The 22,527-nt window shown below is 60.6% G+C and carries 19 protein-coding genes and 1 pseudogene; 14 read left to right on the plus strand and 6 right to left on the minus strand.

Annotation, left to right across the window (positions count from 1 at the left end):
* Positions 1 to 192: 192 nt before the first annotated feature.
* Both HJO_RS05015 and HJO_RS05020 read right to left on the minus strand, forming a co-directional pair.
* On the minus strand, positions 193 to 2,724 hold the full coding sequence (locus tag HJO_RS05015) for an ABC transporter permease (protein WP_035614626.1): 2,532 nt from the start codon (positions 2,722 to 2,724) through the stop codon (positions 193 to 195).
* A complete protein-coding gene (locus tag HJO_RS05020; RefSeq protein ID WP_035614628.1) occupies positions 2,721 to 3,386 on the minus strand; it encodes an ABC transporter ATP-binding protein in 666 nt (221 codons plus the stop codon). The genes HJO_RS05015 and HJO_RS05020 overlap by 4 nt, the downstream gene beginning before the upstream one ends.
* Positions 3,387 to 3,463: 77 nt before the next feature.
* On the opposite strand from HJO_RS05020, the gene HJO_RS05025 reads away from it, so the two are divergent.
* The 9 genes from HJO_RS05025 to mmsB all read left to right on the plus strand — a co-directional run bounded on the left by HJO_RS05025 (position 3,464) and on the right by mmsB (position 12,862).
* The gene (locus tag HJO_RS05025; protein WP_206741808.1) at positions 3,464 to 4,171 is read left to right on the plus strand and encodes an arylesterase; all 708 of its coding nucleotides are present in this window, start codon (positions 3,464 to 3,466) and stop codon (positions 4,169 to 4,171) included.
* 235 nt (positions 4,172 to 4,406) lie between these two features.
* Positions 4,407 to 5,804 carry a circularly permuted type 2 ATP-grasp protein gene (locus tag HJO_RS05030; RefSeq protein WP_241764674.1) on the plus strand — a complete coding sequence of 466 codons (1,398 nt, stop codon included), beginning with the start codon at positions 4,407 to 4,409 and terminating at the stop codon, positions 5,802 to 5,804.
* A 4-nt stretch (positions 5,805 to 5,808) separates the two neighbouring features.
* Entirely contained in the window at positions 5,809 to 6,750 is a 942-nt protein-coding gene (locus HJO_RS05035) for an alpha-E domain-containing protein (RefSeq protein ID WP_035614632.1), read from the plus strand.
* 3 nt (positions 6,751 to 6,753) lie between these two features.
* Positions 6,754 to 7,551 carry a transglutaminase family protein gene (locus HJO_RS05040; RefSeq protein ID WP_035614638.1) on the plus strand — a complete coding sequence of 266 codons (798 nt, stop codon included), beginning with the start codon at positions 6,754 to 6,756 and terminating at the stop codon, positions 7,549 to 7,551.
* A 37-nt stretch (positions 7,552 to 7,588) separates the two neighbouring features.
* A complete protein-coding gene (locus HJO_RS05045) occupies positions 7,589 to 8,320 on the plus strand; it encodes a proteasome-type protease (protein ID WP_035614640.1) in 732 nt (243 codons plus the stop codon).
* Positions 8,321 to 8,405: 85 nt separating this feature from the next.
* On the plus strand, positions 8,406 to 9,605 hold the full coding sequence (locus HJO_RS05050; RefSeq protein ID WP_035614641.1) for a CaiB/BaiF CoA transferase family protein: 1,200 nt from the start codon (positions 8,406 to 8,408) through the stop codon (positions 9,603 to 9,605).
* A gap of 75 nt (positions 9,606 to 9,680) precedes the next feature.
* Positions 9,681 to 11,180, plus strand: a complete 1,500-nt coding sequence (locus HJO_RS05055) for a CoA-acylating methylmalonate-semialdehyde dehydrogenase (protein ID WP_035614642.1) — start codon at positions 9,681 to 9,683, stop codon at positions 11,178 to 11,180.
* Between the two features lie 5 nt (positions 11,181 to 11,185).
* Positions 11,186 to 11,962: an enoyl-CoA hydratase-related protein gene (locus tag HJO_RS05060; protein WP_035614644.1), complete on the plus strand. Its 777-nt coding sequence runs from the start codon at positions 11,186 to 11,188 to the stop codon at positions 11,960 to 11,962.
* A gap of 9 nt (positions 11,963 to 11,971) precedes the next feature.
* Positions 11,972 to 12,862, plus strand: coding sequence for a 3-hydroxyisobutyrate dehydrogenase (gene mmsB / locus HJO_RS05065; protein ID WP_035614647.1), 891 nt, complete (start codon positions 11,972 to 11,974; stop codon positions 12,860 to 12,862).
* Here the strand turns inward: mmsB and HJO_RS05070 are convergent.
* Positions 12,859 to 13,656, minus strand: a complete 798-nt coding sequence (locus HJO_RS05070) for a crotonase/enoyl-CoA hydratase family protein (RefSeq protein ID WP_035614653.1) — start codon at positions 13,654 to 13,656, stop codon at positions 12,859 to 12,861. The genes mmsB and HJO_RS05070 overlap by 4 nt on opposite strands.
* A gap of 491 nt (positions 13,657 to 14,147) precedes the next feature.
* On the opposite strand from HJO_RS05070, the gene HJO_RS05075 reads away from it, so the two are divergent.
* From HJO_RS05075 to HJO_RS05085, 3 genes are all read left to right on the plus strand, one after another.
* Complete coding sequence (locus HJO_RS05075; RefSeq protein ID WP_035614655.1) at positions 14,148 to 14,579, plus strand: Zn-ribbon domain-containing OB-fold protein; 432 nt, start codon at positions 14,148 to 14,150, stop codon at positions 14,577 to 14,579.
* Entirely contained in the window at positions 14,576 to 15,760 is a 1,185-nt protein-coding gene (locus HJO_RS05080) for a thiolase family protein (protein ID WP_035614657.1), read from the plus strand. Before HJO_RS05075 ends, HJO_RS05080 begins: the two co-directional genes overlap by 4 nt.
* Before the next feature lie 153 nt (positions 15,761 to 15,913).
* Positions 15,914 to 16,663 (plus strand): SDR family oxidoreductase, encoded by a 750-nt coding sequence (locus tag HJO_RS05085; protein WP_035614660.1) that lies wholly within the window; start codon positions 15,914 to 15,916, stop codon positions 16,661 to 16,663.
* A 58-nt stretch (positions 16,664 to 16,721) separates the two neighbouring features.
* Here HJO_RS05085 and HJO_RS05090 read toward each other — a convergent pair whose 3' ends face one another.
* The gene (locus HJO_RS05090; protein WP_035614663.1) at positions 16,722 to 16,919 is read right to left on the minus strand and encodes a ferredoxin; all 198 of its coding nucleotides are present in this window, start codon (positions 16,917 to 16,919) and stop codon (positions 16,722 to 16,724) included.
* 189 nt (positions 16,920 to 17,108) lie between these two features.
* Between HJO_RS05090 and HJO_RS18890 the strand changes: the two are divergent.
* Positions 17,109 to 17,231: pseudogene (locus HJO_RS18890) on the plus strand (SDR family NAD(P)-dependent oxidoreductase); the annotation flags it as partial.
* Between the two features lie 160 nt (positions 17,232 to 17,391).
* Here HJO_RS18890 and HJO_RS05100 read toward each other — a convergent pair.
* Entirely contained in the window at positions 17,392 to 19,047 is a 1,656-nt protein-coding gene (locus tag HJO_RS05100; protein WP_206741809.1) for an aldehyde dehydrogenase family protein, read from the minus strand.
* 114 nt (positions 19,048 to 19,161) lie between these two features.
* On the opposite strand from HJO_RS05100, the gene HJO_RS05105 reads away from it, so the two are divergent.
* On the plus strand, positions 19,162 to 20,382 hold the full coding sequence (locus tag HJO_RS05105; protein WP_035614669.1) for a cytochrome P450: 1,221 nt from the start codon (positions 19,162 to 19,164) through the stop codon (positions 20,380 to 20,382).
* A gap of 47 nt (positions 20,383 to 20,429) precedes the next feature.
* On the opposite strand, the gene HJO_RS05110 is transcribed toward HJO_RS05105, so the two are convergent.
* Positions 20,430 to 22,511: a PQQ-dependent dehydrogenase, methanol/ethanol family gene (locus tag HJO_RS05110; protein ID WP_051618265.1), complete on the minus strand. Its 2,082-nt coding sequence runs from the start codon at positions 22,509 to 22,511 to the stop codon at positions 20,430 to 20,432.
* Positions 22,512 to 22,527: the final 16 nt, after the last annotated feature.

The raw sequence follows: 22,527 nt of genomic DNA on the forward strand, positions 1-22,527 counted from the left end.
TGAGCCACCTCACAGGGGCAGATTTTTTCGCGAGACGGGTATTCGAACCGAAGGTGCGGCCGCGGCCAGATTTGCGCGTCTCGACCGGGCTGCGTGTGAGCCGTTTGGAACTGTTCTTTGGCTTTGGCGAACATTTACGAAACTCGATTGCAGGCCCCCCCTCCTCCGCCATCATTCGCGACACGATCGCGCTCATGGCATGCGCAGGACCTCGGCCGGAGACCGGGACAGTGTGGCCAGTCCCACACCGGCACCTCCACATGCGGATATGATGACCGTCGCGGCCAGGATGCGCCCTGTTTCCAACCAGGGGACTGTCCACGTCGCTTCAAATGCATAGATGACAATGGGATAGGCCGCGCCGATTCCGATGGCTGATCCGATCAGCGCCGCCGCAGCCGACGCCAGCGCGAACTCTGTTGCATACAGGCCCAGTATCTGTGACCGTCCGGCCCCGAACACTTTCAGCAACGCCGCCTCCGTCCGCCGCTTTCGTGCCATGGCTGCAAAAGTCCCGAACAGGACCAACAGGCCGGATAATGTCACAATGCCCGCAGCCGCATTCACCGCCACCGCAATTTGTGCGAACAGGCGCGCGGCCGTCTCCAATGCCCGCCGGGTCTGGAACACGACGACTTCGGGCATGGTCTTGCCGAGCGCCGCCACGATGTCCGCTTCAACACCAGGTGTCGTCTTCGCGATGGCGACGTAAGAGGGATTGGCTGCTTCCAGCGTACCCGGCGACAGGACAAAGGCGATGTTGGAGCCGATGCTGAATGTGCCCCACTCCACCTTGCGCAAGGATGCGACCGTCGCCGTCACGTCGCGCCCGAACACACGAAAGCCGATCTGGTCGCCGACACCGATCCCAAGCCCTTTCGCAGCATCCTCCTCGACTGACACGAGCAACGGGCCGGCATGGTCTGTGGGCCACCAGTCGCCGGCCGTCAGGAGCGTTTCCGGTGGCTTGGCCGAAAGGTAGGTGATCGTGGTTTCTCCCCGCACCACCCAACGCTCGGATTCGGCAACCTCCTCCTCGATCACCGGTGCGCCTTTCAGCATTGTCACGCGCGCCAGGATAAAGGGCGCTTGCCTGAAGACGTTCGCATCATCCGTATCAATACCTTGTTCCGCAATGAGCGAATCAAACGTGTCGATACGATCAGCCGGTATCTGGGAAAAAACGACCGACGGCGCATTGGACGGGGCAGTCTCGCTGATCTGGCGGAGCAGGTTCGCCTGCACGGCCGCAACAAGGGTCAGCAGGGCAAGTCCAAGCCCCAGCGCCGGCACAACAGTCGGAGCGAGTGAACCCGGACCGCCCAGGTTGGCGAGAGACAGCCGCCACATGCCTGATGCTGTTCTCGCCGCAAACCGTGAGATCTTCTTCACCACGATGGCCGTGCCGACCAGGATTGCAAGCGTCACGGCCGCGCCGCCGAGAATGAGTGCTGTCAGGCCAGGCCGATAGCTTGAAACCACCGCCAGGACACAGAGCAAGGCTCCGGCACTCACGGTTGCGATCCGTTCTGTCCATGGCACGGCGCTGCGTTCGGTATCCGTAACGCGCCGGAACAGGGCGGACGGACGTGTCGCACGGGCGCGCCCGATGGCGGGCAGCGCAAACATGGTCGCCGCCAGCAAGCCAAGAAGCAGCGCCTTCAGCAAAGGCGCCGGGTACATCCCCAGCGCCTGAGGAAGGGGAATCGAGCTTCCTGCGAACCACGATAGCAGGTAGGGTGCCATCGCACCCAGGACCATGCCGGCCGACGCGCCGACCAGGGCCAGGATGCCGAGTTGCAGCATATAGGCTGCGCGCAAGGTCGACGCGTCGGCGCCAAAGACCTTGAGCGCAGCGATCGACGAAATCCGCGTCTCCAGGAATGAACTCGTCGCCTGCGCGACCCCGACCCCGCCCGCGATCAGTGCGGCGATACCGATCACGGCGAGAAAGCTGTTCAGGGTTTTCAGCAGGGATTTCAAACCATCAACGGAGTCTTCCGGGCCGCGAATGCGCGCCGTTCCGGTGCCAAACTCGTCTTCAAAGCGCGCCTGGACCTCGGCCAGCGTGTCGCCCTTGGTGAGGAGGACACGCAAGCCCGACCGGAACAGTTGGCCGGGCGTGAGGCGTTCGACCTCGACGAGAGCCTGCAGGCTGACAATGGCTTCCGGTCCGAAGGTCCCCGGCGTGCCGATACCATCGGGCAGGCTGTCGAGTCTGGCTGTCACCACGGCGTCGACCGGGCCCAGGCGAACCTGGTCTCCCACTGCGACCTGGAATTCATCGAGGAAAGACTGGCTGACTGCGATGCCCCACCCGCCATCCTGCCTGAGCAGTGCTGCGCCAAGCGTTTCAGCTCCGCCCGACAGTCCAGCAGCCCCCAATAGCGGATAATTGTCATCGACACCGCTGACATCGACCTGCCGCCGAATATTATTGGCCGTTCCCATCACATCGAGCGCGACTGTTTCGGATACCGGGCCGAGTGCGTTGACAAAGGCGCGCTCTTCGGGCGTGGCGCGGCGCTGGGACGTCGTGAAGATGGCGTCAGCGCCGAGCAATGTCCGGGACTCTGCGTTGAGGCCGCGCGTGAAGACCTCCGTCACCGAGCCGGCAGAGGCGATCGCAGCTGTGCCAATCGCGAGACAGGCGAGATAGATCCAGAATCCGCGCAATCCGCCCGACAGTTCGCGAACTGCGAGCTTTCCCGCGACCCAGTTCATACGATGCGCCCGTCACGCATATGGACAATGCGCGCAGCCCTGGCTGCCAATTCGTCATCGTGCGTCACGATCACCAGCGTGGTGGAACCCTCATTCGTGAGATCGAACAGGAGGTCGGCAACGCCGCGTCCCGATTCAGCATCGAGATTACCCGTCGGCTCGTCGGCAAACACAAGCGCCGGATCGCTCGATAGCGCGCGTGCGACCGCCACGCGTTGGCGCTCGCCACCCGACAATTGTCCGGGATAGTGCAGGCGCCGACGTGAAAGCCCCACCCGGTCCAGCCAGTCATTCGCCCGCGCGCTGACCCGGTCGAGCCCTGCAATCTCCAGCGGCGTGCGCACATTGTCGAACGCCGTCATGGTTTCGAGCAGGTGAAACGACTGGAACACCATGCTGACACGCCCGCGACGCAGCCGCGCCAGCTGGTCCTCGCCCAGTGACTCAATCCTTTCGCCGAGAAGTGAAACCTCTCCCCTGCTTGGCTTCTCCAGTCCGGCGGCAACCGAGATAAGGGACGATTTCCCGGAGCCGGATGGCCCGACGATCGCGACACTGCCACCCGGCTCTACCGCAAGGCTGACACCTTTGAGGACGTCGAGCGGCCCTTCAGCGGTCGGGAACGTCAGCCAAACGTCTTTCAGCTCCAGCGCATGCGTCATTCAATCCGGCCTTTCGTCTTGGCGCGCGACATTGTCAGATGCTGGCGGCCTGTCTATCGATAAGTATGATGTCTTTCGTGGCGCCCAGAAAACAAGGCTCGCACTGGCGACGGCTCGTTTCCATGCTGGCTGGCGCGGTGCTTCTGGCATCCTGCGATCCAGGGCCCAGCCCGGAACATGCCTCCCAGACGGTTCCAGCGCCCGTAGCCGAAGCGCCAACCGACGGGCCCGTCGTAGTCTTTCTCGGCGACAGCCTTGTCGCCGGATTTGGCCTTGCTGCCGATGAAGCCCTGCCCGAACAGATCGCGGCCATATTCAAGGCCGACGGCGTAAAGGCAAAGGTCGTGAATGCCGGCGTATCCGGCGACACGACGGCCAACGGGCTTGCCCGGTTTGACTGGAGCGTGGCGAATGCCGACGCCGATGTCGTGGTGGTGGCTCTCGGCGCCAATGACTACCTGATGGGGATCGATCCCGAAATCACGCGCAGGAACCTGACCGCAATCGTGCAGAAGGCCGTGGACGACGGCATCGCCTGCGTTCTGGTAGGCCTTCAGCCCCGCAGCGCCGTGGAAGACGGCAGTCGCGATGCGGCATTCGCCGCGATCTATCCCGACATTGCGACAGCATTCGGGATGCAGCTTTATCCGTCACTGATGAGCGATGTCGAAAACCAGCCAGAGCTGCTTCAGGCGGATGGTCTGCACCCAACCGAACAGGGCGTAAAGATAATGGCCACCCGGCTGGCCGCGTTCCTGGACCCGATCGTCCGGGCGTACGATTGAGCCGCACACTCCCGCTATCCGGCACCATGCCAGGCTGAGTTCCCGTAGCAGGCAATAGAGAGACGCCCTCCTGTTTGACTCAAATGCTCGCTTCCAAGGCTGGCAATGGGCCGGAATGCTACAAATGCACTCAATGCCGCCCACGGTGTTGCGTCTCCGCTGGCGGCAGTTGCAACTCATTCGTTTATCGTGCGTTCTATCCAGTATGGGAGGCAAACCAGAATTTTTTGACGAAATGCGACAGGCGGACGCGTCGGCCCGGCCCCCCTATTCCGACTATTGCGACTGGCTCGAAACGGTCAGGATCAACGACCTCCAGAAAAAGTCGCGCGAGGCTGAGACCTTTTTCCGGCGCACCGGCATCACCTTCAATGTGTATGGCCAAAAGGACGCCGACGAACGGCTGATACCTTTTGACCTCGTTCCGCGCATTATCGACGCCAGGGAATGGCGCCAGCTGGTCAAGGGCATCGAGCAACGCGTGAAGGCGATCAACGCCTTCCTGCACGATATCTATCACCGTCAGGAAATCCTGCGTGCTGGGCGCATCCCCGAACACCTCATCTCCCAAAACGCCGCGTTCCTTCCGGAAATGATCGGCGTTACGCCTCCTGGCGGGGTCTACACGCACATCGTCGGGGTGGATCTCGTGCGAACAGGTGCGGATGAATTTTTCGTTCTCGAAGACAATGCGCGCACGCCGTCGGGCGTCTCGTACATGCTCGAAAACCGGGAAACGATGCTGAAAATGTTCCCGGAACTGTTTTCCCGCATCAAGGTTCAGCCAATCAGCAACTACCCGGCGCTCCTGCGGCGCTCACTCGGAAAATGCGCACCTGCCAGGTCCACCGGACAGCCAACTGTCGCCGTCCTCACCCCGGGACTCCACAACTCAGCCTACTTCGAACATGCCTTCCTCGCTGACCAGATGGGCGCAGAACTGGTCGAAGGGCACGACTTGCGCGTCGTGGACGGGCGCGTCGCCATGCGCACGACCCAAGGGTATTTCCCGGTCGATGTCCTTTATCGCCGGATCGATGATGAATTCATTGATCCACTGAATTTCAATCGCGACTCAATGCTCGGCGTGCCGGGCATCATGGACGTCTATCGCGCCGGGGGGATCACGCTGGCCAACGCCCCTGGAACCGGCATCGCCGATGACAAGGCGATTTATTCGTACATGCCCGATATCGTGGAATTCTATACCGGTCAGGCTTCCATCTTGAAGAACGTGCCTACCTATCGCTGCTCCGAACCGGACACGCTGAAATACGTCCTGGAGAACCTCGAAGAACTTGTGGTGAAGGAGGTGCATGGCTCTGGTGGATACGGCATGCTCGTCGGCCCGGCCGCCAGCAAGCGTGAGATCACCGAATTCCGCGCGAAACTGACAGCAAGGCCCTCCAACTATATCGCGCAACCGACGTTGGCGCTCTCCACCGTGCCCGTCCTCACCCGCGCCGGTCTGGCGCCCCGCCATGTCGACCTTCGTCCCTACGTCCTGGTCTCGCCGGACAGTATCGACATAACGCCAGGCGGCCTGACACGTGTCGCGATGAAAGCCGGTTCTCTGGTCGTCAATTCCAGCCAGGGCGGAGGCACCAAGGATACGTGGGTGCTGGAGGAATGACCGCATGCTAGGCAAGACCGCAGGCGGCCTGTTCTGGCTCTCCCGTTATCTCGAGCGCAGCGAAAACACGGCCCGGCTCGTCGAGGCTGGCTTCCGCATGGCCCTGACACGCGCCGCTGCTGGCGAGGATGAGTGGGGATCGGTCATGACAACGGTCGGCTGCCTCGATGCGTATCTTGCCAAACACGAGACAATCACGCCGAACACCGCATTTGACTATTTGCTGCGTGACAAGACGAACTCGATGTCTGTGTATTCGGTGATGCGGATGGCACGCGACAACGCTCGTGCGACGCGCACCGCCCTGACACGTGAAGTTTGGGAGGCTGTGAATGACGGCTGGATGCTTCTCAAGGACATGCTCAAACGACCGATTTCACAGACTGAACTGCCGGCGGTACTGGCCAGTGTACGCCAGCAGAGCGCGCTTGTTCGCGGCGCCCTGCAGGGCACGATGCTGCGGAACGATATTTTCAGCTTTTCGCGGATGGGCGCGCTTATCGAACGTGCCGACAACACAGCCCGTATCCTCGACGTCAAATATTACGTTCTCCTACCAACCGGTGCGCCGGTTGGTTCTTCGCTCGACAATGTCCAGTGGGAGATGATCCTCCGGTCCGCGTCGGCTGAACGCTCGTTCCATTGGCTGAACCCGGGCAATGCGAGTCCGAAGGCGATTGCAGAATTTCTCATCCTCGATGAACGGATGCCGCGGTCACTGGCATTCTGCTATGACGAACTCATCACCTGCCTGCGATGCCTGTCCAAGGACTATGGCGACACGCGCAGTTGCCACGCTCTAGCCGAAAAACTCGAAGCCAGGCTCACCAACTTCACGATCGACGACATCATCGACAACGGCCTTCACGAATTCATCCGCGATTTTCTCCGCGCGAATGCCGCTTTGGCGGCGCAAATCGAAAGCGATTACAGGTTCTACAAATAAGTCATGCTCCTCAAGATCCGCCACTCGACGCAGTATTCCTACGACCAACCCGTTCCGTACGGGCTGCAACAGGCCCGGCTTACGCCGAAGGCCTGCGCCAGCCAGAGCATTCTCGACTGGCGGGTCGATATCGAAGGCGGACGGGAAGAAGTCGCCTTCGATGACCAGCATGGCAACCGGGTGCAGCTCATCAGCCTGGATGAGGACGCGCAGCAGATTTCCATTGTCTGCTCAGGAGAAGTCGAAACGCACCCGACAGCGGGAGTGGTCGGCCCCCACACAGGCTTTGCCCCCCTTTGGTACTACAAGCGCCAGACCCCGCTGACACACCCCGGCAAGCTGATCCGCAAGCTCGCCGCAGACCTGGCCGACAATAACGACAGTATCGCCCGCCTGCACGGTCTGTCCGCGACCATCCGGGAAGAAATGACCTATGAAACGGACCGGACGGACAGTGGCACGACCGCCGAAGACGCGTTGAAAAGTGGCCATGGCGTCTGCCAGGACCATGCACACACCTTCGTCAGCGTCGCCCGGATCCTCGGTTTTCCCGCACGTTATGTCAGCGGCTACCTGATGATGAACGACCGCATTCTTCAGGAAGCGAGCCACGCCTGGGCGGAAGCATTCGTGCCCGACGTCGGCTGGATCGGATTCGACGTCTCGAACGTCATATCCCCGGATGAAAGATATGTCCGGATCGCCATCGGTCTCGACTATGACGAGGCGGCCCCGGTGTCAGGTGTCGTGTTCGGCGACGGCGCTGAATCACTGCTTGTATCCCTCCAGGTCCAGCAGTAACGCTCGGGACCAGAATGATGGATCGTATGGGACTCACATGACGTATTGCGTTGCGTTGCGCCTCGATCAGGGCCTGCTGTTCATGTCCGACACGCGCACCAATGCGGGCGTCGATAACGTGTCCACATTCCGCAAGATGTTCACCTGGTCAGTCGAGGGTGACCGCGTGATCACCATCATGACGGCCGGCAACCTCGCAACCACCCAGGCCGTGATCAGCCTGCTCAACGAGCGTTCAGTCGTCCCGGCAGACCGCAAGCAGACCCTGCTCGCCGCGCCAACCATGTTCCAGGTCGCACGGCTCGTCGGTGACACGTTGAAGGAAATCATCCACTCGCAGGCCGAGGACGGCCAGAACGCCGAGAGCACCTTCGGCGCCACCATGATCGTGGGCGGCCAGATCAAGGGGATGGATCCGCGCCTCTTCCTCATCTACCCCGAAGGCAACTTCATCGAAGCGAGTGATGAAACACCCTTCTTCCAGGCTGGCGAGACGAAGTATGGCCGCCCGATCATTCTTCGCGCCTTCGATCCCGCGATGAGCTTCGAAGAGGCCATAAAGCTGCTCTACGTCTCGTTCGATTCCACCCTGAAAGCGAACCTGGCGGTCGGCATGCCACTCGATATGCATGCCTACGAGGCCGATACGTTCGAAACCGGGATGCAGCGCCGGATTCCGCAGGATGATCCCTATTTCCAGTCGATTTCGACCGGCTGGGGTGAGGCGCTGCGGGCCGCCTTCATGCAGCTGCCGGACTTCACCTTCTGACATTGCCTGTCCCGACGCTTCACTTTTGATCTCGGAGCGTGCAAGCCCTTGGGGCGACATCAAAACAGGTAATCAGAGGTCACGAATGCTCGAAGGTCTGAAAGTTATTGAATATGCCACCTACATGGCAGCGCCCGGCGCGGGCTGCATCCTGGCGGACTGGGGCGCCGACGTCATCAAGATCGAGCCGCCCGGTGGAGACCCGATCCGCGCCTTCTTCCGCTCGATTGGCACAGACCTCCAGGACAACCCCGTTTTCGATTTCGACAATCGCGGCAAGAAGTCGATCATCGTCGACACCACTACGGCGGAAGGCCAGGAAATCGTCCGCAAGTTGGCGTCTGACGCCGATGTCTTCCTCACCAACGTTCGCCCCGGAGGGCTCACCCGGTCCGGGATGGACCATGAAAGCCTCCGCAGCCTCAACCCGAAACTCGTCTATTGTTCCTTGACCGGCTACGGCCTCGACGGTCCCGACGCCGACCGCCCCGGATTCGACATTGCCAGTTTCTGGAGCCGCACGGGCGTCGCACGGCTTACCATTCCAAAGGGCGAGGCTCCCTTCCCCCTGCGCACCGCGTTCGGTGACCACACAACCTCCATGGCGGCTGCTGCAGGCATCTGCGCGGCGCTCGTGGAGGCCCAACGTACCGGCAAGGGCCGGCTCGTCGAGGCATCCCTGTTCCGCGCCGGTCTCTATGCCATGGGATCCGATTTCGCGATCCAGCTGTTCTTCGGACGCATTGGCTCAACCAAGGGCCGGACCGAGCAGATCGTGCCGATCTCGAACTTCTACAAGACGAAAGACGATCACTGGATCTGCACCGTCGCCCGGCAGGGCGATGTCGACTGGGTTCCGATGTGCAAGGCAATCGACCGCGAAGACCTTGCGGATGATCCGCGCTTCGTGAAGGCAAAGGGACGTCGCCAGCATATGGCGGAGGTCATCGCCATCATCGACGAGGGGTTCGCCAAATTCACGAGAGACGAAATGGCGGCCCGCCTGGACGCCAACAAGCTGGCCTGGGCGCCCGTCCAGACACTCGCGGAAGTCGCCAAGGACCCACAAGCCTTCGCAGCTGGCGCCATTGTCCAGACCCCCAGCGCGAAGGGCGACGGCACGACCTATTCGGCCCCTGCGTCACCAGTGCGGTTTCCGGGCGCTGACGACGGCCCGAAAGGCCCATCACCCCTGCCCGGCCAACATACGCGAGAGGTCCTCGCCAGCCTCGGCATCGATGAGACGCGCATCCAGGCCATGCTCGATGCTGCCATCGTCGCCTGACCCAGCCTCCCGGCCGTCGCTTGCGCCTCGTCCGGCAATTGATAGAACCAGACTCTAAACAGAGGAGACACGCGAATGCGCGACGTCCATCATTTCATCAATGGCAAGCAGGTCGCCGGTACGTCCGGCCGCTTTGGCGACATCTACAATCCGAATACGGGTGAGGTTCAGGCGCGGGTCCAGCTGGCGAGCGAGGCCGAGCTTGGCGCGGCCGTTGAGAGCGCGAAAGCGGCGTTCCCGGCCTGGTCGATGATGAACCCCCAGCGCCGCGCCCGCGTCCTGTTCGAGTTCAAGCGTGTGCTCGAGGCGAACATCAATGAACTGGCCGAACTCCTGTCATCCGAGCATGGCAAGGTCGTGGCAGATTCCAAAGGCGACGTGCAGCGCGGCATCGATGTGGTCGAGTTCGCCTGCGGCATCCCGCACCTGCAGAAGGGTGAATATACCGAAGGCGCCGGTCCCGGCATCGACGTCTATTCGATGCGCCAGCCGCTCGGCGTTGTCGCCGGCATCACGCCGTTCAACTTCCCCGCCATGATCCCCTGCTGGATGTCGGCCGTGGCGATTGCCTGCGGCAACACATTCATCCTGAAGCCGTCCGAGAAGGATCCGTCGGTTCCGTTGCGCCTGGCGGAACTCTTCATGGAAGCCGGTGCCCCTGAGGGCGTGCTGAACTGCGTGCAGGGCGACAAGGTCTCGGTCGATGCGATCCTCACCCACCCTGACATCAAGGCTGTCAGCTTCGTCGGCTCGTCCGACATCGCCCAGTACGTCTATGCAACCGGAACGGCCCACGGCAAGCGCGTCCAGGCCATGGGCGGGGCCAAGAACCACGGCATCATCATGCCCGACTGCAACATGGAGCAGGCGGTGAAGGACATTGTCGGCGCGGCCTATGGCTCGGCCGGCGAGCGCTGCATGGCGCTGCCGGTGGCCGTCACCGTCGGCAAGAAGACCGGCGACGAGTTTGTCGAGCGCATGCTGGACGCGGCCCGCGGCCTGAAGGTCGGCATCTCGACCGATACCGAGGCGCATTACGGCCCGGTCGTGTCGGCTGCCCACAAGGCGAAGATCGAATCCTATATCCAGATGGGTGTTGATGAAGGCGCCGACCTGGTGATGGATGGACGCGGTCACACATTGCAGGGCCACGAGAACGGCTTCTTCATCGGCCCGTCCTTGTTCGACAATGTGAAACCGCACATGCAGTCCTACAAGGACGAGATCTTCGGCCCGGTGCTGCAGGTCGTACGCGCCGAAACGCTGAAGGAAGCTGCCGGGCTCGCATCCGACCACCAGTACGGCAATGGCTGCGCCATCTTCACCTCGAATGGCCGGGCCGCGCGCGAGTTCGCCGCGCAGGTCAATGTCGGCATGGTCGGCGTCAACGTGCCGATCCCGGTGCCGGTGTCCTATCACACGTTCGGCGGCTGGAAGCGCTCGGCCTTCGGCGATACGAACCAGCACGGGCCGGAAGGCGTCCGGTTCTGGACCAAGATCAAGACCGTCACCCAGCGCTGGCCCGAAGGCGACGAGATCGGCGACCAGGCCTTCATCATTCCGACAATGGGTTAAGCAATATGGCAAACTACACCACGATCACCTTCGAGCATGGCAACCGCGTCGCCCTTGTCACGCTGAACAGACCCGACAGCCTGAATGCGCTGAACCAGGAAGTCATGAGCGAAGTTGCGCATGTCTTCGCGGAGATCGACCGGAACAAGGACATTGCCGTCAGTGTCCTGACGGGTGAAGGCCGCGCGTTCGCCGCCGGGGCCGACATCAAGGAAATGGCCCCGCAGGGCTTCTCGGACATGTATGTCGAGGATTATTTCGCTGGCTGGGACCGGTTCGCTGCCAGCCGCAAGCCGGTCATCGCGGCCGTCAATGGCTTCGCCCTTGGCGGCGGCTGCGAACTCGCTTTGATGTGCGACCTGATCATCGCGTCGGACAAGGCGAAGTTCGGCCAACCGGAAATCAAGCTCGGCGTCACGCCCGGCATGGGCGGCTCAATCCGCCTCACCAAGGCCGTTGGCAAGGCCAAGGCCATGGACATGGTCCTCACCGGCCGCATGATCGATGGCACAGAGGCTGATCGTATCGGGCTTGTCTCCCGCGTCGTCCCGCATGACACGCTGATGGAAGAAGCTATGAAAGCCGCGAAGGAAATCGCGTCCTACTCCCTGCCGTCCCTGATGGCCGCCAAGGAGATGGTCGGGCGCGCCCTCGAACTGCCCACAACCGAAGGCGTCCGGTTCGAACGCCGCCTGTTCCAAGGCCTGTTCGGAACCGAAGACCAGAAGGAAGGCATGGCTGCCTTCACCGAAAAACGCGCACCTGTATTCAAGGACCGCTAGGAGAGTCTTATGACACGCATCGCTTTTATCGGTCTCGGCAACATGGGCGCCGGCATGTGCGCCAACCTGGCCAGGGCCGGCCACGCCGTCCGCGCCTTTGATCTCAACAAGGCCGCCATCGCCAACGCAGAAAATTCTGGCGCCAAAGGCGCAGCCAGCGTCGCGGAGGCCGTCGGCGATGCCGAAGTCGTCGTGTCGATGCTGCCGGCCGGCAAGCATGTTCTCAGCGTCTATTTCGATTCCGACGGCGTCGCGGCCCATGCGCCGAAGGAGACACTCTTCCTTGATTGCTCCACCATCGCTGTGGAAGACGCGCGTGAAGCGGCCAGGCGGGCTAAAGCAGCCGGTTTCGCCATGATGGATGCCCCCGTCTCCGGCGGCACGGCCGGCGCTGACGCCGGCACGCTGACCTTCATGGTCGGCGGGCCGGATGACGGGTTTGCGCGCGCGAAACCGCTGCTCGAGGCGATGGGCAAGAACATCTTCCATGCCGGCGGCAGCGGAAACGGACAGGCCGCCAAGATCGCCAACAACATGCTGCTTGGCATTTCGATGATCGGTACGGCCGAGGCCTTCAACCTCGCCGAAAAGCTCGGCCTCGACGCGCAGACCTTTTTCGACATCTCGTCCGCCTCGTCGGGCCAGTGCTGGTCGATGACCTCCTATTGCCCCGTTCCAGGGCCTGTCCCGGCCTCCCCCGCCAACCGCGACTACAAGCCAGGATTCGCCGTCGCCATGATGCTGAAGGACCTCCACCTCGCTGCCAGTGCGGCAAAGGGGGCCGGCGCAGACATCCGCCTCGGGGAACTCGCTGAAGCGATCTACACCCAACTCGACGAGAAGGGCTTCGGCAATCTCGATTTTTCAGGCGTCATCAAGGATGTGCGCGGCGAAATCTAGCGCCCCTTGAACTCCGGCTTGCGCTTCTCGAGGATCGCGTTGACCCCTTCAATATGGTCCTCGGTCTCGTGCATCAGCGCTTGGGCTGCCGCCGACATTTCCATGATCGTGTCATAGGACGCGGTGTTCGCCTGCCGCATCAGTGTCTTGGAAAGCCGCAGCGCCTGCGGCGGTTGCTGCGCGATCCGGTCGGCCAGTTTCATCGCCTCGTCCATCAACTGGTCAGCCGGATAGATCTCGGACACGAGCCCCCACTCTTTCGCCGTCGCCGCATCAATCACGTCTCCGGTGAACAGCAGCTGCGCCGCCCGTGAAGCGCCGATCAGGCGCGGCAGCAACCAGGCGCCGCCGTCCCCCGGAATCAGGCCGAGCTTCAGGAAAGTCACGCCAAGCTTGGCATGGTCTGCGGCCAATCGGATATCCGCCATGCACGCGACATCACACCCAAGACCGATCGCCGGGCCGTTGATCGCCGAAATCAGCGGCACTTCCAGATTGTAGAGCGATCGCACGATGACGTGGATATTGTCCCGATACCCGCCCCTTATGTCGTAAGGCGTGCCGCCAAACGCGCCGGACCGCTCCTTCATCGCCTTCACATCGCCGCCAGCCGAAAAGGCGCGCCCTGCCCCGGTCAGCACCGCGCACCGGATCGATTTGTCCGCCACGACTTCCGCGCACACGGCGGCGACGGCCGGGCCATCACCCGCCTGCCCCAACGCGTTCATCATGTCCGGCCGGTTCAGCGTGAGGAGCGCTATGGGTCCGCGTTTTTCGAGGAGGAGGATCGACATGCTTATTTTCCCTGCATTAGTTGATTTGTTCGCAGTGCTGGCAGGCACCACCCTGTTTGTCCACCGTACTGGCCAAATCTCGGGGCCGACGCAATTGCGCACATTTCACCACCGTCGCGATCCTGCGAGACTCTAGCCCTGCGCCGGCTCAGCCAGCCATCATTCCCACTCGATGATGAACAAGCGATGCATCCTTTAGCAAATACTGTGGATCTCAAAATGCTGTGGATATTTTTTACCTTCAGCGGGCCCGAGAACAAATTTGGATGGGGTTTCAATCCTGTAGCCTACGTACTGTGTAAGATCGAAAAGACTTTGCCACATACCGGAAACATGACTGATCCTTCATTCCAGCGAGGCCCCTGACCACCAGACAAGGCTTGAACTGTTGTCCTGACAATGGGGAACACAACTGAAGTCTCGCCGAATACACATTGGTTTTGGCATTTTTACGAGGTGATACTGCGAACTAAGTTTTCGCGAGTAGTTTCATGGATGAAACCGACAAAACACACGCCGCCCGGTCGTTGCCATTTCTGACTTTGGACAACAGGGACTTCTGGACAGGCGGCGCAAATAATCGTCTGCTGATCTATCGGTGCAACAGCTGCGCCTACTATGTGCACCCACCAACTACATTCTGCCCACGATGCGAAAGCAGGGACGTAGGCGCTCAGCCCGTTTCCGGCTTCGGTACAATTTTCAGCTTTACAATGAACTACAAGAAGTGGTTTCCTGGTCTTGATGTCCCTTACATCATTGCCTTCGTGGTTCTTGAGGAACAGGACGACATCCGTCTGGTTTCAAACATTGTCGACTGCAACCCCGATGACGTCCGTATCGGTCAGCGCGTCAAAGTCCGGTTCGAGCAGGCGTCCGACATCTGGGTGCCCCTGTTTGCGCCCGTCGGCGATCTGTCATGAAGTACCCGGAGAAAAACGTCGCCATTACCGGCATTGGCCAGTCCCGCATCAGCCGGGATGCGGGCTTTTCCCCGCTTAGCCTGACGCTCGATGCTGTACTAGAAGCGATTGCCGATGCAGGTCTGGAACGGTCGGATATTGATGGCATGTCCTGCTGGCCGGGCGACTATCAGGATGCGAGCGGAATGGCACCGGTTGGCATTCCCGCTCTGCAGGATGCGCTTCGGCTCAAACTCGGCTGGTACTCCAATTGCCGGGAGACCGCAGGCCAGTTCGGCGCGATCTTCAATGCGATCGCCGCTATAAGCGCCAATCTGTGTCGCCATGTCCTGATTTTCCGGACGATGTACCAGGCAACCGCCAGGAAAACGAGCTTCGCCAACGCCAGCTTCCAGCCGGGGGGGCGCGCGTTCTGGCCATATGACTGGTTTGCCCCCTACCACGCCTATGCTGCAGCATCGCAGCAAGCCTTGTACTTCTCGCGCTACGTCCATGAATCTGGCATCAAGCCGGAGCAGGTCGCTCAGATTGCACTGATCAGTAGGCAGAATGCCTCACTCAATCCCGCCGCGATCTATCGCACGCCTATTACGCTCGACGACTATTTCGATGCGCCGATCATTTCTTCGCCGCTGAAGCTGTTCGATTGTGACGTGCCCATCGACGGCTCGACCGCGATCATCTTGTCCCGGGTCGACTGCGCACGCGACACGCGCAATCCCCTCACTCGGATTGAGGCAATCGGATCGAGCATGCAGTATCGCAACAGTTGGACGCAACTTGACGATCCCGCCACCCAGGCCCTTCCCGGCGTTGCCGAGATGATGTGGGGGCGCACCGATCTATCCCCTGCCGATGTCGATGTGGCCGAACTCTATGATGGATTTTCCTTCCATACGATCAATTCGCTGGAGGCCCTGGGGTTCTGCCCGAAATTTGAAGCGGGGGCTTTTATAGACGGCGGATCTCGAATAGCACTGGACGGGGAATTACCGATCAACACGAATGGCGGTGCGCTTTCGGCGGGCCGGATGCACGCTTATGGCCAGGTCCATGAGGCGTGTGTGCAGCTATGGGGACGCGGCGAAAGACGACAGGTCGCTGGCGATCCTCGTGTGGCAGCCCTATCAACAGCAGGTGGTCCTCTGGCCGGATGCTTCCTTCTCGTCCGCGACGACTAGTCCGTCAGACGCATAAGATGAGCAATGCACCATCCACGCCCTCGACGATTTATGCGCTCTCGGCGCCGCACAGCGCAAACCGGAATTGGTACTTTCCAATCCACTGACCAATAGATCAGACTTGAGGCTAGGCAGATTGAAAGCGGAGCAACCATGCGATTCAAGGATAAAGTAGCAATTGTCACCGGCGCGGGTCAGGGCATTGGCGCGCATTATGCCCGCGCGCTCGCCGAAGAAGGCGCAGCCGTGATTGTTGCAGAAATCAACGCCGAAACAGGCCAGAAGGCCGTGGACTCGATTGCTGCTGCTGGTGGAAAGGCGCTGTTTGTCGAAACCGATGTGAGTTCTGAAATCTCGACCATTGCGGCCGCTGAGGCGGCTTGCAAGGCATTCGGCGGCATCGACATTCTGGTCAACAATGCTGCGATCTTCGCGAACATGAAGCGTGCGACGTGGATGGATGTCGATCTCGACTACTACAAGAAATTCATGGACGTGAACATGAACGGCATCCTCCTGATGACCCGGGCTGTTCACAAGTCGATGGAAAACCGTGGCGGCGGCGTCATCCTCAACCAGTCCTCCACGGCAGCCTGGTCTGCAGGGGGATATTACGGGTTGGCAAAGCTCGGCGTAAACGGACTGACAATAGCGCTCGCGAAGGAACTTGGTGCGAGGAACATCCGGGTCAACGGTATTGCACCGGGCCCGACGGACACTGAAGCGACACAGAACAATGTTCCGCCGGAAGTCCTGAAAATGCTTCTCGCCCAGATGCCGCTGTCCCGCATCGGCAACACACAGGACATCATCAATACAGCGCTCTTCCTCCTGTCGGAGGATGCGTCATGGGTGACCGGCCAAACCTGGTGTGTCGATGGTGGCCAGGTGCTTCGGCCTTAGCCTGCCGAGCTTTCAGAGCTTTCAACAACACGCAGCGCCGGATGTACGTACGAGAGCCCTATTCATCCTCGTCGATAGACAAGATGCGCTCCGGACAGGCCCGCACGGCACGTTTGGCGAGGACTTCCCGGCCCGCTGCCACATTAATCTCAGGCGTTTCAAGATAACCCTCGTCATTCAATTCGAATAGCTCCGGAGCGACCGCAGCGCATCGGGCATGGCCCGCACAGCTTTCGATCTTCGCCTTGATTTTCATGTCATGATCTCCTGCTCTGTCGGCACCTGACAGGGAGGCACCCGTTGAGGGCCTCAAACTGACTCAGGATCGCCCGCCGCGACTAAGGCGAATACTTTGTTCAGCGCCGCAGAACCGCCATAGACCAAAGCGAGCAGCGAAAATACGATTCCCCTCGAGCATTCGGCAGAATGATCGCGAGGATACGCCATGCAAGTTGATCTATCGGGCAAACGGGCGCTGGTGACAGGCTCGACGAGAGGTATCGGCCACGCCATCGCGAGGCGCCTCGCCAAAGGCGGGGCCTGCACCATCATCAACGGTCGAACCGAAGCGGCGGTGCTTGCCTCGACTGACGAGATGCAACGGCTGGTTTCGGCTGGCATATTCGAGGCCACAAGCGGCGCAACCTGGCGCGCCGACTGCGGCAACCTCACCTCGATCTCCTGACTCCCAAGCAGATGTCCTTGAATGAATAAGCCGGGCCCTGGCTTCAGCCAGCGTGTATGAGGATGCTCTTGGCGTAGGTGAACTCTTTCAGCCCTTCAGCACTGTTCTCGCGCCCAAATCCTGATCGCCCGATGCCGCCAAAGGGGGCGTCGGAAAGCATTGTGCCGGCGCCTCCATTGATCGCCACGCCACCTGTTCTCATTTCCAGAGACATCTCATAAGCCTTGCCGGCATCAGCTGAAATCACCGCCCCCGCGAGGCCGAACTGACTATCGTTTGCGAGGTTGACCGCTTCATCATCATCATCGAATCCCATGACCGCAGCGATAGGCCCGAACACTTCCTCTTGTGCGAGGCGCGAGCGATTGTCGACGTTGTCAAAAACGGTCGGTTGTACGAAGAAGCCGCGCTTGAGGCCTTCCGGTCGACCGCCTCCAGTAACGAGGCGAGCCCCGGACTCGCGCCCCAGATCGAAATAAGTTTCAACCCGTCTACGCTGGGATTCGCGGATCAGCGGGCCCATCATTGTCTTCGGGTCTGACGGGTCGCCAATTGTGATCGATTCCACGATCTCCTTTACCCTTGCGACATAAGCCTTGCGGACAGAATTGTGCACGATGTGGCGGGTCAGGATTGCGCAGCCCTGCCCGCAATGGCCCGTGAAGCTGCCGACGCCGATCGCCGCGGCCCTGTTGATGTCCGCATCGGCCCGGACGATGAAGGCGGACTTGCCGCCCAATTCCATAATGACCCGCTTCAGCGTCGGTGCGGCCTGGGCCATGATGGAGGCTCCCACCTGATCTGATCCGGTGAAGGTGATGAGATCGACGCGCGGATCAGTGGTGAGATCGCGGCTCACATCAAGCCCCCCTGTCACGATGTTCAGCACGCCAGGCGGTAGTCCAGCTTCACGCGCGATCTCGCCCAGCAACAGCGCCGAAAAGGGCGTGAAGGGCGACGGTTTCAGGACAACGGAATTGCCCATCAGCAAGGCGGGGACAATTTTCACGACATTCAGCATGAACGGGTAGTTGTAAGGGGTGATTGCCGCCACGACGCCGACCGGGTCGTATTTAACGATGCCCGTGCCGAGCACAGTGCGACCGTCCGCCGTTGGTGTCAGTTCTGGCGCAGTCATCCAGGTGAAGTCGCGCGACGCGGCCTCCAGATAGTACCGAAAATGCTTCATCGGCAGGCCATACTGCCCGAAATTCGCGAGCCCGACCGTCGAACCGGCTTCGGCAATCAGAAGCGCAACAATGTCCTCACGCCGTCGCTCCAATGCATCGTAAAAGCGCACCATCGTCTCGATGCGCGACGTCAGCGAAAGCTTGCGCCAGACACCGGACCGAAACGATTCCTTCGCAGCCGTAAGGGCTGCATCGAGTTCTTCCGGGCCACCGACGCAGGCTTCTCCGATCACTTCTTCAGTCGCCGGATTGATGACGGCTTCCCGTCCCCCCGACGCCGACGACAGATATTCCCCGTTGATGAAAAGGCGATCCTCAAGCTTCAAACTCACTATCTTCTCCTTGCGACCTGCGAACACGCGCGACGTTGACCAACCGATCACTTGCGGGTGGTTCGATGAATGACGGGCAGATCTTCTGTCGGCGCCCGGCTTCGAGACCTTGAATCGCTTGTGGTCTGTACAAACAAACGTTGATCCTAACGAAGACCGATCCTTGCCCGATGACAATGTCGAAGCTTGCAATCAGCTAGGCGAATTTCCCGTAAACAGCCGCACTTCCGCACTAGTCGCGTGAAGTTTGCCAATTCTATTGTTCAACTATCAGAAATGTGAGCAGACACCATGCAGACCGAACCCACGATTCCGCAAGCACCGCCTCACATTCCGGCCGAACTGATCGTCCCGTTTGACTTTCGCTCCGATGAGGAATTTTCCAGGGATCCGCACAACCGGCTGGACTCGCTTCGGACAGATCATCGCGCCTTCTTCACACCTTTTCCACGGGGCATGGGCGGTCAAGGCGTCTGGGTGTTTACGCGCGCCGACGACATTCGCGCTGTCCTGCAGGATCCCCAGACATTTGCCAGCGGCGGCCTGAGACCTTTCGCGAAAGCGATCGGTGAGGACTGGACGCTCATCCCGGTGGACCTCGATCCCCCGCTTCACAGCCAGTTCCGCACGCTGCTTAATCCAACCTTTTCGCCGAAGTCGATGAAGAGCATGGAAGCGGTCATTCTTGAGCGGGCCGATGAAATGGCGGCGGCTCTCGCCAGCCAACAAAGCGTCGAATTCATCACGGAATTTGCGCGCCCCTACCCCGTCAGCATTTTCCTCGAACTGCTCGGCCTACCTCTCGACGAAATGGATCACTTCATCGAGATTGAAGAGAATATCCTGCACAATTCCGGCGACGCCCAGATTGCGGCGATCCGGCAATTGCGGGACTATCTGTTCGGCCAGATCGAAGACAGGCGCCGTAACCGCGGTGACGACCTGATCAGCTTCGCTGTTTACTCCGAGGTTGCTGGCAGTTCGCTCACGAACGACGAGGTGATGGGAATCTGTTTCATGATGTTCATCGGAGGCCTGGATACGGTCACCAGCACACTTGGCTACCATTTCATGCATCTCGCCAGACACGCTGAAGAACAGCAGCGCCTGCGGAACGACCCATCACTCATTCCTGGCGCAATCGAAGAATTACTGCGCGTTTACAATGTCGTGACGACGGGCCGCCGGGCCACGCGCGACGTCGAAATCGCCGGCGTCCAAATCCGCGAAGGGGACATGCTGGCCCTGCCAACGTCTCTCGCCTCCCGCGACCCGAGGGAATGCCCGCACGCTGCGAAGGTCGATCTTGATCGCGAGAGCGCTCGTCACAGCGCGTTTGGGTTCGGGCCTCACCGTTGCATCGGGTCGCATCTGGCTCGACGCGAACTGACGGCCGCGCTCACCGCCTGGACCACGCGCCTTCCGGTGTTTCGCCTGAAGGATGGCGCGGAACCGCGAAGCTCAGGCTCTGGCGTTATCGCGCTGGAGTCGCTCCCGCTTGAATTCATCTGATACCGATGGAACGGCCTGCTCGTCCTTGTTGGTGAAAGGCCCGGCGGTCATTGCCGCATCTGACTTGATTCGAATCTCAGATAGTGCCGCATGTCGAGCAAGGTCTCGTCATCGAGCTCGCCAAATTGTGGCATTCCATTCCCAAGCAGCGCACCTTCACGCACAATTGCCGCAAATGCCTCGTCGTCCAGTATCGTGCTCGAGGCACGCAAATCTGGCGCTGAACCGGCTGCGACGCCGCCGAGACCGTGGCAGTGTGCGCATCGGCGACCGTAAGCGATAGCGCCAGCCATCAATGGACGGGCTCCGATGTCAAAGTCCGGGTCTGTGATCGCATTCAGCGAGATCGGCTGCCGGTCAGGCAGGTTGGCAGTACCATCAAGCGCGAAAACAAGCACGCGGCGGGACATGTTCCGGTAGTCAATATCGATGTCTTCGAAGAACGTTCCGAGGGCGGCTGCTCCGGTACTGCTGCCCGTCTGGACGGCGATGAAATCCCGTCCCGCGGCGGAAAACGAAACGGGCGGCGCAAGGATCGGTGCCTTTGCGTCGAATGACCAGACAAGGTCGCCTGTCGATGCATCATACGCATTGAAGGTCCCGTTGATTTCGCCTTGGAAGACAAGGTCACCTGCGGTCGCCATCACGCCTCCGCCCGTGACACCGGTCGTCGGCACTTGCCACGCGAGAGACTGGTGAACCGGGTCCCAGGCCGTCAGTGCACTTCTCGACGGATTTGTCTCGTCCCAGACCGGCGCAGCCGACATGCCTCCGTCAGCTCCAAACCCCGGATAGCGCTCCCAATGTTCTGTTTCGATGCCGCCGCTTGAGACGCGCGATCCTATGAAACTGGTCGGAATGTAGACCAGCTCGGTTTGCGGGCTGAACGCCATCGGCATCCAGCTATGCGCGCCAAAGGTGCCAGGGAAAAGATCAAAACTTTCGCCATCCGGATATCGGGCTGCTGGGTCTTCGACCGGTCGTCCCGACTCTGGATCGATCATCGAAGCCCAAGTCGTCTTCACGAACGGTTTTGCCGAAATGAAATCGCCATTCGTTCGGTCGATGACATAGACGAAGCCGTTTTTTGGCGCATGCAGGAGGACATCGCGCGCTTCACCATCGATCGTGAGCGATGCCAGGGCGATGTCCATTGACGCGTTATAATCCCACGTCTCGCCCGGATTGACCTGGTAATGCCATTTGTAGGTGCCAGTCTCCGCGTCCAGGGCCACGATTGAGGCGAGGAAGAGGTTGTCACCTTCGCCCGCGCTGCGAATCTTGTGGTTCCACGGCGCACCATTTCCGACGCCGAGATAGACCGTCGTATGATTCTCATCATAGGTGATAGCATTCCAGACAGTGCCGCCGCCGCCATAGCGCCACCATTCGCCGTTCCAGGTTCCAGCAGCCATTTCCATCGCGTCGCTTTCAAAACCGTCAGCGGGATTTCCCGGCACTGTATAGAACCGCCAGAGCTGTTCGCCGGTGTTGCCGTCATAGGCTGTGACATATCCACGGGCATCGCTGACATCTGCGCCGCCATTGCCGATGATCACCGCGCCATCCAGCATGCGCGGCGCACCCGTGATATAAAGCCCGGTTTCCGGATCCAGCGTGGCAACCGACCATAGCTGCTTGCCGGACTGCGCATCGACGCAGATCAAGTCGCCATCGACGGTGGCCGTATAGAGCTTGCCTTGCCAGTAGGTGATGCCGCGGCTGCCCCAACTGCTCCTGAGAGCGCGGCCGGCTGTCTCCAGGATCTGCGGATCAAACTGCCAGATAAGATCGCCCGACGCCCCATCAAATGCTGTGATTTTACTTCGACCCGTTGTGACGTACAGGATCCCGTTGACCGCGAGTGGTTGCGAAACGGAATTTTCCCTGTCGAGGTCATACGACCATAAAAGTCCGAGCCGGTTTGCGGTGTCGAGATTGATCTCACCTGCCGGGCTGAAATGCTGTTCGCCCGATGGGCCACCATAGCCCGGCCAATCAATAACTTCCGCGAGCCCTGATGCCTGTTCCCCGACCGCCGGCCCCGCATCTGGCGAACAACTGGATACACCAAAGAGGACGCAACCGGCGAAGCAGAGAAGGGAAATATGGCGAGCGATATGGGTCATGTAAAATGGTGCCCCG

Origin of the sequence: Hyphomonas johnsonii MHS-2 (genome assembly GCF_000685275.1) — a bacterium.
Taxonomy (GTDB): domain Bacteria; phylum Pseudomonadota; class Alphaproteobacteria; order Caulobacterales; family Hyphomonadaceae; genus Hyphomonas; species Hyphomonas johnsonii.

Bases quoted from the DNA above. Each gene is read 5' to 3' on its own strand.
- HJO_RS05015 (WP_035614626.1), bottom strand. From the start codon at position 2,724: ATGAACTGGGTCGCGGGAAAGCTCGCAGTTCGCGAACTGTCGGGCGGA.
- HJO_RS05020 (WP_035614628.1), bottom strand. From the start codon at position 3,386: ATGACGCATGCGCTGGAGCTGAAAGACGTTTGGCTGACGTTCCCGACC.
- HJO_RS05030 (WP_241764674.1), top strand. From the start codon at position 4,407: ATGCGACAGGCGGACGCGTCGGCCCGGCCCCCCTATTCCGACTATTGC.
- HJO_RS05035 (WP_035614632.1), top strand. From the start codon at position 5,809: ATGCTAGGCAAGACCGCAGGCGGCCTGTTCTGGCTCTCCCGTTATCTC.
- HJO_RS05040 (WP_035614638.1), top strand. From the start codon at position 6,754: ATGCTCCTCAAGATCCGCCACTCGACGCAGTATTCCTACGACCAACCC.
- HJO_RS05045 (WP_035614640.1), top strand. From the start codon at position 7,589: ATGACGTATTGCGTTGCGTTGCGCCTCGATCAGGGCCTGCTGTTCATG.
- HJO_RS05050 (WP_035614641.1), top strand. From the start codon at position 8,406: ATGCTCGAAGGTCTGAAAGTTATTGAATATGCCACCTACATGGCAGCG.
- HJO_RS05055 (WP_035614642.1), top strand. From the start codon at position 9,681: ATGCGCGACGTCCATCATTTCATCAATGGCAAGCAGGTCGCCGGTACG.
- HJO_RS05060 (WP_035614644.1), top strand. From the start codon at position 11,186: ATGGCAAACTACACCACGATCACCTTCGAGCATGGCAACCGCGTCGCC.
- mmsB (WP_035614647.1), top strand. From the start codon at position 11,972: ATGACACGCATCGCTTTTATCGGTCTCGGCAACATGGGCGCCGGCATG.
- HJO_RS05070 (WP_035614653.1), bottom strand. From the start codon at position 13,656: ATGTCGATCCTCCTCCTCGAAAAACGCGGACCCATAGCGCTCCTCACG.
- HJO_RS05075 (WP_035614655.1), top strand. From the start codon at position 14,148: ATGGATGAAACCGACAAAACACACGCCGCCCGGTCGTTGCCATTTCTG.
- HJO_RS05080 (WP_035614657.1), top strand. From the start codon at position 14,576: ATGAAGTACCCGGAGAAAAACGTCGCCATTACCGGCATTGGCCAGTCC.
- HJO_RS05085 (WP_035614660.1), top strand. From the start codon at position 15,914: ATGCGATTCAAGGATAAAGTAGCAATTGTCACCGGCGCGGGTCAGGGC.
- HJO_RS05090 (WP_035614663.1), bottom strand. From the start codon at position 16,919: ATGAAAATCAAGGCGAAGATCGAAAGCTGTGCGGGCCATGCCCGATGC.
- HJO_RS05105 (WP_035614669.1), top strand. From the start codon at position 19,162: ATGCAGACCGAACCCACGATTCCGCAAGCACCGCCTCACATTCCGGCC.
- HJO_RS05110 (WP_051618265.1), bottom strand. From the start codon at position 22,511: ATGACCCATATCGCTCGCCATATTTCCCTTCTCTGCTTCGCCGGTTGC.